General features: G+C 66.0%; 13 protein-coding genes. 5 read left to right on the forward strand and 8 right to left on the reverse strand.

The features are described 5' to 3' along the window. Positions 1–6: 6 nt before the first annotated feature. The 3 genes from Q8S38_RS20745 to Q8S38_RS20755 are packed head-to-tail and all read right to left on the reverse strand — an operon-like array spanning position 7 to position 2679. Positions 7–963, reverse strand: coding sequence for a Bug family tripartite tricarboxylate transporter substrate binding protein (locus Q8S38_RS20745; RefSeq protein ID WP_305682236.1), 957 nt, complete (start codon positions 961–963; stop codon positions 7–9). 2 nt (positions 964–965) lie between these two features. Next, a complete protein-coding gene (locus tag Q8S38_RS20750; protein WP_305682237.1) occupies positions 966–1340 on the reverse strand; it encodes an AtuA-related protein in 375 nt (124 codons plus the stop codon). Position 1341: 1 nt separating this feature from the next. Beyond that, the gene (locus Q8S38_RS20755; protein ID WP_305682238.1) at positions 1342–2679 is read right to left on the reverse strand and encodes an acyclic terpene utilization AtuA family protein; all 1338 of its coding nucleotides are present in this window, start codon (positions 2677–2679) and stop codon (positions 1342–1344) included. A gap of 86 nt (positions 2680–2765) precedes the next feature. Here Q8S38_RS20755 and Q8S38_RS20760 point away from each other — a divergent pair, with 86 nt between their 5' ends. Continuing rightward, a complete protein-coding gene (locus Q8S38_RS20760) occupies positions 2766–3689 on the forward strand; it encodes a LysR family transcriptional regulator (protein ID WP_305682239.1) in 924 nt (307 codons plus the stop codon). Between the two features lie 48 nt (positions 3690–3737). On the opposite strand, the gene Q8S38_RS20765 is transcribed toward Q8S38_RS20760, so the two are convergent. Beyond that, positions 3738–4742 carry an alpha/beta fold hydrolase gene (locus tag Q8S38_RS20765; RefSeq protein WP_305682240.1) on the reverse strand — a complete coding sequence of 335 codons (1005 nt, stop codon included), beginning with the start codon at positions 4740–4742 and terminating at the stop codon, positions 3738–3740. Positions 4743–4909: 167 nt separating this feature from the next. On the opposite strand from Q8S38_RS20765, the gene Q8S38_RS20770 reads away from it, so the two are divergent. After that, the gene (locus Q8S38_RS20770) at positions 4910–5353 is read left to right on the forward strand and encodes a MarR family winged helix-turn-helix transcriptional regulator (RefSeq protein WP_305682241.1); all 444 of its coding nucleotides are present in this window, start codon (positions 4910–4912) and stop codon (positions 5351–5353) included. A gap of 89 nt (positions 5354–5442) precedes the next feature. Here the strand turns inward: Q8S38_RS20770 and Q8S38_RS20775 are convergent, their stop codons facing one another. From Q8S38_RS20775 to ettA, 3 genes are read right to left on the reverse strand one after another with little or no spacing between them, the layout of a single operon-like run. Continuing rightward, a complete protein-coding gene (locus Q8S38_RS20775; protein WP_305682242.1) occupies positions 5443–5742 on the reverse strand; it encodes a hypothetical protein in 300 nt (99 codons plus the stop codon). An 18-nt stretch (positions 5743–5760) separates the two neighbouring features. Next, a complete protein-coding gene (locus tag Q8S38_RS20780) occupies positions 5761–6537 on the reverse strand; it encodes a DUF4062 domain-containing protein (protein WP_305682243.1) in 777 nt (258 codons plus the stop codon). An 18-nt stretch (positions 6538–6555) separates the two neighbouring features. Beyond that, positions 6556–8208, reverse strand: coding sequence for an energy-dependent translational throttle protein EttA (ettA, locus tag Q8S38_RS20785; protein ID WP_305682244.1), 1653 nt, complete (start codon positions 8206–8208; stop codon positions 6556–6558). Between the two features lie 174 nt (positions 8209–8382). Here ettA and Q8S38_RS20790 point away from each other — a divergent pair, with 174 nt between their 5' ends. From Q8S38_RS20790 to Q8S38_RS20800, 3 genes are all read left to right on the forward strand, one after another. Next, positions 8383–8937 (forward strand): hypothetical protein, encoded by a 555-nt coding sequence (locus Q8S38_RS20790; RefSeq protein ID WP_305682245.1) that lies wholly within the window; start codon positions 8383–8385, stop codon positions 8935–8937. A gap of 142 nt (positions 8938–9079) precedes the next feature. Then, on the forward strand, positions 9080–10042 hold the full coding sequence (locus Q8S38_RS20795; RefSeq protein WP_305682246.1) for a Bug family tripartite tricarboxylate transporter substrate binding protein: 963 nt from the start codon (positions 9080–9082) through the stop codon (positions 10040–10042). Between the two features lie 115 nt (positions 10043–10157). After that, entirely contained in the window at positions 10158–11006 is an 849-nt protein-coding gene (locus Q8S38_RS20800) for an MBL fold metallo-hydrolase (protein ID WP_305682247.1), read from the forward strand. Between the two features lie 51 nt (positions 11007–11057). Here Q8S38_RS20800 and Q8S38_RS20805 read toward each other — a convergent pair whose 3' ends face one another. Beyond that, the gene (locus tag Q8S38_RS20805) at positions 11058–12866 is read right to left on the reverse strand and encodes a monovalent cation:proton antiporter-2 (CPA2) family protein (protein WP_305682248.1); all 1809 of its coding nucleotides are present in this window, start codon (positions 12864–12866) and stop codon (positions 11058–11060) included. Between the last annotated feature and the right edge of the window lie 10 nt (positions 12867–12876).

Consider the following 12876-nt stretch of genomic DNA (forward strand, 5'->3'; position numbering starts at 1 on the left):
CATACCTCACTCCGGCTGGATGCCGGCCTTCTTGACGATATCGGCCCATTTGCCGATTTCAGCGACGACGAACGCCTTCAGCGCCTCCGGCGTGCTGCCCTCGGGCTCGATGCCGGCGGCCAGCAGCCGGTCCTGCGTCGCCTTGTCGGCGAGCGCCGCCGCGATCGCCTTGTGCAGCGCATCGACCACGGGCCCGGGCGTCTTGGCCGGCGCGAAGGCGGCAAACCACGCCGCGAGATCATAGCCGGGGACGCCAGCCTCGATCATCGTCGGCAGGTCCGGCGCCAGCACGCTGCGCTGGGCGGTCGAGACCGCGAGCCCGTTGATCTTGCCGGCGCGAACCTGCGGCATCGTCGTGGAAATATCGGCGAAGACGATGTTGATCTGGCCACCGAGCAGGTCCGTAATCGCCTGCGGGTTGCTGCGATAGGGCACATAGGTCAGATCGATGCCGGCCATCGACTTCAGCATCTCGCCTGCGATGCGCGACGAGCTCGAACCGGCGCCGAAGGTCAGCTTGCCGGGATTGGCTTTGGCATAGGCGACCAGTTCAGCGACCGTCTTGGCCGGAACGGCGGGGTTGGTGGTCAGCGCCAGCGTGATCGTGCCGATCTTGCCGATAGCCTCGAAGCTGCCGACTGCGTCATAGGGCACCGATTTCAGAAGGCTCTGATTGGCGCCATGGGTGGTGTTGGTGGTGATCAGGACCGTGTGCCCATCGGGATCGGCGCGCGCGACGTTCTGCGCCGCGATCACGCCACTGGCTCCGGCGAGGTTCTCGATCACGACCGGCTTGCCCAGCGTCTTGCCGACATGCTCGCCGACAATGCGCGCCACGGCGTCGGTGGCGCTGCCGGCGGCGAAGGGCACGACGAATTTGATGTTGCGGCTGGGGAATTCCTGGGCTTTGGCCGGCAGCGCCAGCGCGAGCCCCGCGGCGATGAGGGTCACGAGCGTTTTCATTGTTAGTCCTCCCTGGTTTGTTTTTGGCTTGGATGGTCTTCGAACGGCTCTGCGGCGGCGGATGGGCCGCGCGAGCCGTCGATTTCGAGATCGAGCAGGGCCGAGCTCAGGCTCTTGCCGTGGGTGTCGAGGGCCAGCGAGCGGGTGACGCCGCCCCCCAGCGCCTGGCGCATCACGAAATTCAGGGCGCCGAGGCTGGCGATCTCGTAGCGGACGACCTCGCCGGCGACGAACGCGCTGAAATGCGTTTTGACGCGCTGCGCCGTGACCTCGCGCAGCAGCACGGGATAATCGGCCGGGTCATAGGCGATCAGCGAGAGGTTCGAAATGTCGCCCTTGTCGCCGGAGCGCGAATGGGCAATGGCGCGCAGCTTCATCTCACGCCTCCAGCCAGGTGATGGTCGGGCGCACCTGCGCGCGCGGGATGAGCGCCGAGCGGATGCCGAGAACCTCGCGCACCTGCCGGCTGACACCGCCGCCCCCCGCGGGGCCGTTGGTGTAGAGCGCCTCGACCTCCTCGCCGATCCGGCGGGCGACGGCGGCGCTGGCGGTGCGGGCGGCGACCCGCAGGCGCACCTCGTAGGGTTCACTGCCGCTGCGGGCCAGCCCGGCTCCATGGAGGGCGTCGAGGCCGATCAGGTCGCAGCGCAGCTCCTGCAGCGGCAGCCCGGCCCGGGCCAAGCGCTCCCGCACGATCTCGCGCGCCAGTTCGCCGCGGGCCACAGCGCCCGCGCCGGCATAGGAGATCTGCCCCTCGCCGACGAAGCCTTCCATCAGCCCCAGCGACACCTTCAGCCCGGCGGGCCGCGCCCGCCCGGAGCCGCCGACGACGCGCACGCGATCGGGGCCGATCGTCTCGACGCGGACCTGCGAAAAGTCCGCACTGACATCGGGCGTCAGATAACAGGCGGGGTCGTGAACCTCGTAGAGGATCTGCTCCTTGCAGGTCGCGGGCGTTACGCATCCGCCACTGCCGGCGACCTTGCTGATGACGAGCGAGCCGTCCTCGGCGAACGTCCCGATCGGAAAGCCAAGCCGGTCGAGGCCTTGCACATCCTTGAAGCCCGGATCGGCGAAATAGCCTCCCGTAACCTGGCCAGCGCATTCCAGCAGATGCCCCGCCAGCGTCGCCTGGCCGAGCCGGTGCCAGTCGTCGAAGGTCCAGCCGAAAGCATGCACGATCGGCCCGACATAGAGCGAGGGGTCGGCGGCACGCCCGGTGAGGACGATGTCGGCCCCGCCGGCCAGCGCCTCAGTGATCGCCTCGGCGCCCAGATAGGCATTGGCCGAGACGAGCATGTCGCCCAGATCCGCGACGCGCTGGCCGGTCTCGTCGAGGACGATGTCGCCATCGAGCCCTGCCATGACGTCGTCGCCGGTGACGGCCGCGATGACGAGCGATCCCAGTCCGAGGCGGCGCGCGATCTGGCGGGTGCGCTCGGCGGCTGCCAGGGGATTGGCCGCGCCCATATTGGTGACGATGCGCGTGCCCCGCGCCCGGCAGGCCGGCAGCACCGCCTCGAACCGGGCTTCCAGCAGCGGATCGAACCCGCTTGCCGGGTCGCGCCGCCGCGCCTGCTGCGCCAGCGCAATCGTGCGCTCCGCCAGGCATTCGAAGACGAGGTAGTCGAGCTCACCCTGTTCGGCGAGCTCGACCGCGGGCTCGATGCGATCCCCCGAAAACCCCGCTCCCGCCCCCAGCCGAACCTGTCGCACGCGCTTCCTCCTGCCACACCGCAAGGGACCACCGCGCCGGTCATTCAACAATTGAAATAATTGGATCGCAGTGATTATCTTTGGATATGAATATCGACCTTCGCCAGATGCGGGCCTTCCTCGCCGTTGCGGCGACCGGCAGCTTCACGCGCGCCGCCGACCAGCTCGCCTTGTCGCAGCCGGCGCTGACCGTGCAGATCCGCAAGCTGGAAGAGGCGCTGTTGCTGCGCGTCTTCGACCGCAACACCCGCAGCGTCGCGCTGACCCGCGCCGGCCGTGAGCTTCTGCCGGTGCTCGGCAGGCTGGTCGCCGAATTGGACAGCGTCGTCGCCGACAGCCGGGAACAGGCGAGCGCGCGTCGCGGCGTCGTCAGGCTCGCCGTGCTGCCCTCCATCGCCTCGGGAATCCTGCCGGAGGTCATCGCCCGCTTCCGGCGGGCGCATCCCGACATTCTCTTCGTCCTGCACGATGCCATTGCGGCGACCGTCAACGCCGCGACGCTGGCCGAGGAGGTCGATCTCGGCATCACCGGCGGGCTGTTGGAGACGCCGGAACTCGAGGCGCTGCTGACGACGAGCGACCATATGCACGCCGTTTTTCCGGAGGGACACGCCCTGGACGCAAGCGGCGACATCGCTCTGGCCGATCTGGCCGTCCATCCGTTGATCCTGATGGACCGAGCGACCAGCGTGCGGCAGGTCGTCGACCGGGCCTTCGCAGCGGCCGACCTGAGTCCGCTGGTGGCGGCCGAGGCGACCTATATGAGCACTGCCGCCGCCATGGTCCGCGCCGGGCTCGGCGCAGCCATCCTGCCCGGTTCGGCAATGGAGGTGCGCGACGTGCCCGGTCTGCGCTCGCGCCGGATCGTCTCGCCCGCCTGCCTGCGCCCGATCACGGTCATCCGTCGCGCCGGTCGCACCCTGCCGCCGGCGAGCGCACTCTTCCTGGCAGAGCTGGAGCGGGCGCTGGCTGAGCCGATCGACGCCAGGTACCCGGTCGCGCCGGCCTGATCGCGGGAGCCCGCAAGGTGCTCCCGCGATTGTCGTCGTCAGCCGTGCTCAGGCCTTCAGGAAGGCGAGCATGTCCTGGTTCAGGCGGTCCTTGTGGGTCTCGGAGAGGCCGTGCGGGGCGCCCTCATAGACCTTCAGGATCGCACTCGGCAGCAGCCGCTTGACGGCGCGCGCGGTCGTCTCGATCGGGACGATCTGGTCGTCGTCGCCATGGACGATGAGCGTCGGCCGGTCGACCTTCTTCAGATCCGCGACGAAGTCGGTCTCCGAGAACGCCTTGATCGAGTCATAGGTGTTCTTGAAACCGGCCTGCATGCCCTGCGCATACCAGGCCTCGATCGCGCCCTGGCTCGCCTTGGCGCCGGGGCGGTTGTAGCCGAAGAAGGGGCCCGACGCGATGTCGCGGAAAAGCTGGCCACGGTCGGCGAGGAAGCCCTTGCGGATGCCGTCGAAGACCTCCATCGGCACGCCCTCGGGGTTGGCCGAGGTGCGCAGCATGATCGGCGTCACCGCAGCGATGAAGCCGACCCTGGCGACACGCCCCGTGCCATGGCGACCGACATAGCGCGCCACCTCGCCGCCGCCGGTCGAGAAGCCGAAGGCTGAAACATTCTTCAGGTCGAGCGCCTCGATCACCTCCGCCAGATCGTCGGCGTAATGGTCCATGTCGTTGCCGTCCCAGACCTGGCTGGAGCGGCCATGGCCGCGGCGGTCATGGCTGATGACCCGGAAGCCGTTATTGGCGAGGAAGAAGGCCTGGTTCTCCCAGCTGTCGGAGGACAGCGGCCAACCATGGCTCAGCGTCACGACCGGGCCGTCCTTCGGGCCCCAATCCTTGAAGTACAGCCGCACACCCTCGCGGGTCACGACATGGTCGCCGTCGACGATCGGCTTGGCCCGGCGGGCGGGCGCCTTCGTGGCGGGGCGCGCCTGGGCGGCGGCTTCGCTGGCGGGCAGCGACGCGGCGGTGGCAGTGACGGCAGCGAGCGCGATCCCAGTCAGCAGGTCGCGGCGGGCGGGAGCGTTGGCGGCGGGTTCGTTGGCGTTCGACATGATCTCGTCTCCTTCTGGTTCGGGTGGCCCGGCGGAGGACCGTCGGCCGATCTGTAATCGTTCACGATTAGATCGTGAACGATTTAATAGGAGCGAGCTTTGTCGCTGTCAATCCCTTGCGATTGGATCGCACACGATTATTTTAAGGACATACCGAGGAGATGCCGATGACCGCCCCTGCCCCGCCATCCGATCTGAAGCTCGATGAGTTCCTGTGCTTTGCGGTCTATTCCGCCAGCCACGCCTTCAACCGGCTCTACAAACCCCTGCTCGACGAACTCGGCCTGACCTATCCGCAATATCTGGTGATGGTGACGCTCTGGGAGCGCGACGACCGCACCGTTGGCGAGATCGGCGAGCGACTCTTCCTCGAATCCAACACGCTGACGCCGCTGCTGAAGCGCATGGAGGCGGCAGGGCTGGTCTCGCGCAGCCGCGACCCGGCCGACGAGCGCCAGGTCCGCCTGCGGCTTACGGACGAAGGCCGCGCCCTGCTCGACAAGGCCCGGCAGGTCCCGCCCTGCGTGCTGGACGCAACCGGGCTCACAGGCGAGGAAGCCCGCAGCCTCACCGATCAGATCGGCGCGCTGCGGACGGCGCTGTCGCGGTGAGAAGCTGCGGCCCGGGCCCGGAGCCTGCCCCGCGCCGTTGAACGAGGCATCTGCTGAGAGCGGGACATCAGCGGATACGTGCTAGGCGGTCAATCTCCGCCGCCCGCTTCCTTGCCTTCAGCACGGCCCGCAATGTCAAAAGCCGATCGACGGAGAGCACGAACTTCGTACATGTATTTTTCGCCCGCAGGCGTCAGCGTCCAGTAGCTGGACTTATCTTGAATTGGGCGACGCTTTTGACCTTTTTGAATGAGGCCCAAAGCCGTAAATTGCACAATAACGATATTTAGGGATTCGTCAGATATAGAGAATCCCTTGTAAGCATACCCCTTACTATCACAGAACTTTAACAATTTATCCCGATGCTGATCACCAAATCTACTTGCCAAAACGGATCCGAATTTGGATTAAGTAGCTTCATCAATTAAATCGGGAGAAACATTGAAAAATATCTGCTCCCAATTTGATTTGATATCCCATTTAAAGTTTGTTCGGCTGAAATATGAATCAGGATCCTCCGAAACAGATAGAATAAAGCTCAGATCAACAGCATCCAAACCTCTGGATAGCAACTCGAAATTTTTCGGATCGACCTTCAAGCTCCGCGACGCCTCTCCCTCAAGCTCCTCAACGCGCCGCTTCAGATTAAGAATCTCTTCTCGCGCCGCATCGCTGCTGATGTTATCTCCCCTGACCCATCCAACTGCGGGATTGTCTTTGATAAGACGAATTAAGCTACGGCTGACAACCGACCCTAACTCGGCAGGACTTTCCCAGAATTTTACTAGTTTCTCTTGCACAAGAGCGCGAAAGTTCGCTAATTTCGCTTGCTTTGAAGGATCAGTCTCATATTTCGCCGCTGCGATCTTTGATGGATCCTTATGGACAAATCCGATAATCGGCTTACCTTTTGACATGGCATACCGATACTCCATCTCGGTATAGCTAATCTCTTCTTTTGAAACCGAACCATAACGGCCCGCAATAATAACAATATAATAATCGCAATCGTCGATGACGCGCTTTATCAACGTCCACTGATCATCGTTGGCAGCAGGAAAAAGCTCCATCCCCGACGGGATACAGTCGAGCTCCAAGAGCGCCTGCATAACTTCTTGGCGCTCTTCGGTTAAGTCTTGATAGGTAGAGCTAACGAATACTTGGTGCCGCCGCTCTATCGCCATCCGAGCCGTCCTTTTGAATCAGCGCGAGAACTTCTTGTACTGAATACGCTTGGGGATCGTGGAGTCGATGCCGAGGCGACGCTTCTTGTCTTCCTCGTAATCGGCGAAGTTGCCCTCGAACCACTCGACATGGCTGTCGCCCTCGAAGGCGAGGATGTGCGTCGCGATCCGGTCGAGGAACCAGCGATCATGGCTGATGATCACGGCGCAGCCGGCGTAATCCTCCAGAGCCTCCTCCAGCGCGCGCAGCGTGTCGACGTCGAGGTCGTTGGTCGGCTCGTCGAGCAGGAGCACGTTGGAGCCGGCCTTCAGCATCTTGGCGAGATGGACGCGGTTGCGCTCGCCGCCCGAGAGCGAGCCGACCTTCTTCTGCTGGTCGCCGCCCTTGAAGTTGAAGGTCGAGCAATAGGCGCGGGAGTTGATCTCGCGCTTGCCGAGATAGAGGATGTCGTTGCCGCCCGAGATCTCCTCCCAGACGTTCTTCTTGTCGTCGAGCGAGTCGCGGCTCTGGTCGACATAGCCGAGCGTGACGCTCTCGCCGATCTTGATCGTGCCGGAATCGGGCTTGTCCGCGCCCGTGATCATCCGGAACAGCGTGGTCTTGCCGGCGCCGTTGGGACCGATCACGCCGACGATGCCACCCGGCGGCAGCTTGAAGGTCAGCCCGTCGATCAGGAGCTTGTCCTGGAAGCCCTTCGAGATGTTCTCGAAATCGACGACGTTGTTGCCCAGCCGTTCGGCGATCGGGATGATGATCTGCGCGCCGTCGGGGCCCTTGTTGTTGGCCTTCTGCACGAGCTCGTCATAGCGCTGGATACGCGCCTTGCTCTTGGCCTGGCGGGCCTTGGGCGAGGCCGAGATCCACTCCTGCTCGCGCTCCAGCGTCTTCTGCCGCGCGACGTCCTCGCGGCCCTCCTGGGCGAGGCGCTTCTGCTTCTGCACCGACCAGGCCGAGTAATTGCCCTCGTAGGGGATGCCCTGGCCGCGATCGAGCTCGAGGATCCAGCTGGTGACGTTGTCGAGGAAGTAGCGATCATGGGTCACGATCAGGATCGCGCCCGGATAGGTCCGTAAGTGGCCTTCCAGCCAGGCGGTGGTCTCGGCGTCCAAATGGTTGGTCGGCTCGTCGAGCAGCAGCAGCTCCGGCTGCTCCAGCAGGAGCTTGCAGAGCGCGACGCGGCGGCGCTCGCCGCCCGAGAGCTTGGCGACCTCCCAGTCGTCGGGCGGGCAGCGCAGCGCATCCATCGCCTGGTCGACCTTGGAATCGAGATCCCACAGGCCCTTGGCCTCGATCTCGTCCTGAAGCGCCGTCATCTCGTCGGCGGTCTCGTCGGAATAGTTCATGGCGAGCTCGTTGTAGCGGTCGAGCACGGCCTTCTGCGGCGCGACGCCGAGCATGACGTTGTCGCGGACGTTCAGGGTCTCGTCGAGCTTGGGCTCCTGCGGCAGGTAGCCGACGCGCGCGCCCTCGGCGACCCAGGCCTCGCCGGTCCACTCCTTGTCGTAGCCGGCCATGATCTTGAGCAGCGTCGACTTGCCCGCGCCGTTGACGCCGAGCACGCCGATCTTGGCGTCCGGATAGAAGGACAGGTGAATGTCCTTGAGAACCTGCTTGCCGCCCGGATACGTCTTCGACAGGCCGCGCATATGGTAGATGAACTGGCGGGACATGGGCGTGCGGGCTCCGCTGGCGGACTGAGGGTCGCAAGGGTCGGGGAATCTGGCGCGTATGTAGCGAGACACGCCGCCAGCCGCAACCGGCATGCCACCCCGCGCGCCGCGATTGCGCCGTCGCGCCTCCCCTGAATAATGCCGCCTTGGACATGCGAGCGAGGCTGAACGGACATGACACGCACCCCGGGCGACGCCACCATCGAGCTGCGCCTCGCCAACGGCGCCCAGCTCTTCAACACGCTCGACCCCTTCCCCTTCAGCGAGGGCGACATCTCGGCCGAGGCCGAGCGCTATATCGTCGAATGGGCGCAGGACCTGCCGAAGGACGCCCCCATCGCCATCACCATCCACCTGCCGGCAGCGGAGATCGCGGGCCCGCCCGGCCCCGACCTCGCGACCGCGCTGACGGGCTGGTTTGCCGCCAAGACCCGGTCAGAGGGCCATGCCCTGCGTGAGCACTTCCGCGACGGGCGGCGCGCCTTCCTGATCGGCTTTGCCGGACTCGCTTTCTGCCTCGCCATCAGCTTCGCGCTGACCAAGGCCTTCGACGGGCCTTTTGCCCGCATCGTGCAGGAGAGCCTCGTGATCATCGGCTGGGTGGTGATCTGGCGCCCGGCCGAGATGTTCCTCTACGACTGGCTGCCGCTGCTGCGGCGAAAGCGGCTCTACCGGCGTCTGGCGGAGGCGCAGGTCACAGTAAAGACAGTGACGCCCGACAGCCCCTGACCGTCCCAAGAGGCCAGATGCCAAGCCGCCGCCTGAACACCGAACACTGTATGCAGCATATCTTGAAGGACTGCGGGAAAGCGGTCTAAGCTCGCCCCAGGACCAGCCGGACCAAGCCGGCGGCCATCCCTGGGGAGGGACCATGAAGACCATCGTCAAGGCTGCGCTCGGCGCGGCCGCCCTGCTCTCTGTCGCCGGCCCGAGCTGGGCTTTCCCGGACCGCCCGGTCCAATTGATCGTGCCCTGGGCCGCCGGTGGCGGCATGGACGCCGTCATGCGCATCTTCGCCGCCGGCTACGAGGCCGAGCTGAAGCAGCCGGTCAATGTCGTCAACCGCACCGGCGGCGGCGGCCTGACCGGCCACAGCGCCATCGCCAACGCCACGGCCGACGGCTACACCGTCGGCGGCATCAGCCCGGAAATCTCCTTCTTCAAGACGCTCGGCCTCGGCGACATCACCATCGACAGCGTCGATTCCTTCTCGCGCGTCTCGCTCATCCCGGCCGGCGTCACGGTCAAGGCCGACAGTCCGCTGAAGACGGCGGCCGATTACATCAAGGCGGTCAAGGACAGCCCCAAGGGCACCTTCATGGCTTCGGGCACCGGCGTCGGCGGCTCCTGGCACATCGCCTCGGGCGGCCTGCTCAAGGCGGCGGGAATCGCCCCCGACGCGGTGCGCTGGGTGCCGAGCAACGGCGGCGCGCCCGCCCTGCAGGATCTCGCCTCCGGCGGCATCAGCGTCTTCACCGGCTCGCCGATCGAGGCCAAGGCGATGCTCGACGCGGGGCGCGTGCGCACCATCCTGATGATGACCGAGGAGCGCCACCCGAACTTCCCGGACGTACCGAGCGCCAAGGAAGCCGGGCTGGACTGGACCTACCAGAACTGGTTCGCGCTCGCGGCGCCCAAGGGCGTGCCGGCCGATCGCCGCAAGATCCTGTTCGAGGCGGCCGAGCGCACCATGCAGCGGCCCGAGGTCCGCAAGGCGATGGCCGATCGCGGCATCACCCCGGTCTGGGACAAGCCGGGCGAGTTCGCGGCCTATGCGACGACCTTCACCGAGCGCGGCAACGCCGTGCTCAAGGACCTCGGCCTGGCCAAGTAAAGGCGCCGATCCCGCGCCGGCGCTTTCACAAACGCGACATCGCGGCGTCGGCCTGCTTCCCTTCGGCCCGGACCATGCATCACATTGGCCGGGCCGAAGCGGCAGGAGGAGAGCGATGCGACGAGCGACGACGTTCGGGACCGGTTTTCGCCTCGGGTTGATTGCCCTGCTCGCGATGTGGCTCGGCCCCGCCCCGGCCCGCGCGCAGGCGGATGTCCCGGGCTGCCGGCCGGACATGGCGTCGCTGGGCTTGCCGATCCAGCGCGTCAACCTCGCCTCGCGCGACCTCACTATGGCCAATCTCGGCAAGGACGAGGTCCGCATCACCTTCGTCGGCCACGCCACCTTCCTGATCGAGAGCGCCGGCGGGGTGAAGGTCGCGACCGACTACAACGACTATGTCCGGCCGCAGGTGACTCCCGACATCGCCACGATGAACAAGGCGCATTCGACGCATAACTCGCGCAACCCCGACCCCGGCATCAAGCAGCTGCTGCCGGGCTGGGACCCGACCGGCCGCGGCGCCGCCAGGCATGACGTCACCATGGGCGACATGCGCGTGCGCAACGTGCCCACCAACATCCGCTCCTATTCGGGCTCCACCGATTTCGACGGCAATTCGATCTTCGTCTTCGAGATCGGCGACCTCTGCATCGCCCATCTCGGCCATCTGCACCACCCGCTGGAGCCCGGCCATCTGCGCGCGCTCGGCCGCGTCGATGTCGTGCTCTTCCCGGTCGACGGCAGCTATACCCTCGACCAGGAGGGCATGCTCGAGGTGCTGAAATCGCTGCAGGCGCGGGTGATGATCCCCATGCATTTCTTCGGCGGCAGCACGCTCAGCCGCTTCCTCGCCCGCTCGCAGGACAGCTGGCCGGTCGAGCGACGCGAACAGCCGGTGATCACCGTCACCAAGGACGGGCTGCCGGCCAGGCCGACCATGATCGTGCTGCCGGGAAACTGACGAAACGGAACGAAAGGCCCGGGGCCCTGCGGCCCCGCTCCGCGGATCGCGTCATAGGGAACCGAGATCGTCGGGCATGTTGCCGTGGATTTGTCCCGCCGCTTTCGGCTTGGTCAGCGGAGCCGGCACCGGCGCATTGCCCCGCAGCAGATCGGACCCGGCATGGATGTCGCTGGCGACCTGGAGGTCGAGCCGCTCGGCGTCGCGGCGGCGGACATCCTCGGCGATCTCGGCCGCCTCGTCAGCCGGGACGCCCATGCCGAGCAGGACGGCCGTGCCGAAGGCCATCGCGGATTCGAAGGTCTCGCGGATCTGGTAGTCGACGCCGGCGCGGATCAGATCCATCGCATGGCCGCGGTCATAGGCGCGCACGAACAGCTTAGCATGCGGAAACGCCTCCTGCGCCACCGCGACGATATGGCTGCTCGTCTCGCGCTTGTCGACGCAGACCAGGATGACCTCGGCCCGCTCGGCGCCCGACGCGTGCAGGATTTCCGGCCGCGTGCCGTCGCCGTAATGGACCTTGAAGCCGAACTCCGCCGCAACCTTGATCAGGTCGACATCGACCTCGATGATCGAGACGCTGAAGCCGCGCGCCAGCAATGCCTGGCTCGCGACCTGGCCGAAGCGGCCGAAGCCGATGATCAGCGCGCGACCATTGAGACCGTCGGCACGATCGACCCCGTCGAGCGAGGCCGCCTCGGGCGGCAGGAAGCGGTCGAGCGCGATCGCCAGCAGCGGCGTCAGCGCCATCGACAGGATCACCGTCGCGCTCGCCACCGCATTGATCTGCGCCGTGAACAGGCCAGCCGACAGCGCCGCCGCATAGAGGACGAAGGCGAACTCGCCGCCCTGAGAAAACAGCGAGATCCGGGTGATCGCCTCGCGCGTCGACGATTTGGACAGCTTGGCGACGATGAAGATGCCGAGCGCCTTGACGCTCATGAACGCAACCACCGCCAGCCCGATCAGCACCCATTGCCGCGCGATCAGGCCGAGATCGAGCGACATGCCCACCGCGAGGAAGAACAGCCCGAGCAGAATGCCGCGAAACGGCTCGATATCGGCCTCAAGCTGATGACGGAAACTCGATTCCGACAAAAGCACGCCGGCCAGGAACGCCCCCATCGCCATCGACAGCCCGCCGAGTTGCATGGCCAGCGCCGAACCGAGCACGACCAGCAGCGCTGCCGCCGTCATCACCTCGCGCGCCTGCGCCAGCGCCAGCAGGCGGAACATCGGGTTGAGCAGATAGCGCCCGGCAAGCACGAGGCCGGCGACGCAGGCCGCCGCGATGGCGAAGGACACCCAGCCATTGGCTCCGGGGTTTCCGACCGGGCCAAGCAGCGCCACGATCGCCAGCAGCGGCACGATGGCGAGGTCTTCAAGCAACAGGATCGAGACCGCCTGCTGGCCCTGCGGCGTCGAGGTCTCGCCGCGCTCGTTCAGCATCTGCATGACGACGGCGGTGGACGACAGCACGAAGCCCATGCCGGCGATGAAGGCGGCCGGCAGCGGCAGGCCATAGGCATAGCCGACGCCCGTCAACAGCGCCCCGCAGAGCGCGACCTGCGCAACGCCGAGCCCGAAGATCTCGCGCCGGAGGTTCCACAATCGCGACGGCTGCATCTCCAGCCCGATGATGAAGAGGAACATCACCACGCCGAGTTCGGCGACATGCAGCACGGATTCGGGGTTGGGAAACAGGCCCACGCCATAGGGGCCGATCGCCAGGCCCGCGGTGAAATAACCCAGCACGGAGCCGAGCCCGAGGCGCCGGAACAGCGGCACGGCGACGACGCCCGCACCCAGCAGGCTCACGACCTTGATCAGGTCGCCGGTAAGGCCCTCGACTGCCATCTGCCTCTCC

It is taken from the genome of Allobosea sp., assembly GCF_030695125.1.
GTDB lineage: Bacteria > Pseudomonadota > Alphaproteobacteria > Rhizobiales > Beijerinckiaceae > Allobosea.

Bases quoted from the DNA above. Each gene is read 5' to 3' on its own strand.
- Q8S38_RS20745 (WP_305682236.1), bottom strand. From the start codon at position 963: ATGAAAACGCTCGTGACCCTCATCGCCGCGGGGCTCGCGCTGGCGCTG.
- Q8S38_RS20750 (WP_305682237.1), bottom strand. From the start codon at position 1,340: ATGAAGCTGCGCGCCATTGCCCATTCGCGCTCCGGCGACAAGGGCGAC.
- Q8S38_RS20760 (WP_305682239.1), top strand. From the start codon at position 2,766: ATGAATATCGACCTTCGCCAGATGCGGGCCTTCCTCGCCGTTGCGGCG.
- Q8S38_RS20765 (WP_305682240.1), bottom strand. From the start codon at position 4,742: ATGTCGAACGCCAACGAACCCGCCGCCAACGCTCCCGCCCGCCGCGAC.
- Q8S38_RS20770 (WP_305682241.1), top strand. From the start codon at position 4,910: ATGACCGCCCCTGCCCCGCCATCCGATCTGAAGCTCGATGAGTTCCTG.
- Q8S38_RS20780 (WP_305682243.1), bottom strand. From the start codon at position 6,537: ATGGCGATAGAGCGGCGGCACCAAGTATTCGTTAGCTCTACCTATCAA.
- ettA (WP_305682244.1), bottom strand. From the start codon at position 8,208: ATGTCCCGCCAGTTCATCTACCATATGCGCGGCCTGTCGAAGACGTAT.
- Q8S38_RS20790 (WP_305682245.1), top strand. From the start codon at position 8,383: ATGACACGCACCCCGGGCGACGCCACCATCGAGCTGCGCCTCGCCAAC.
- Q8S38_RS20795 (WP_305682246.1), top strand. From the start codon at position 9,080: ATGAAGACCATCGTCAAGGCTGCGCTCGGCGCGGCCGCCCTGCTCTCT.
- Q8S38_RS20800 (WP_305682247.1), top strand. From the start codon at position 10,158: ATGCGACGAGCGACGACGTTCGGGACCGGTTTTCGCCTCGGGTTGATT.
- Q8S38_RS20805 (WP_305682248.1), bottom strand. From the start codon at position 12,866: ATGGCAGTCGAGGGCCTTACCGGCGACCTGATCAAGGTCGTGAGCCTG.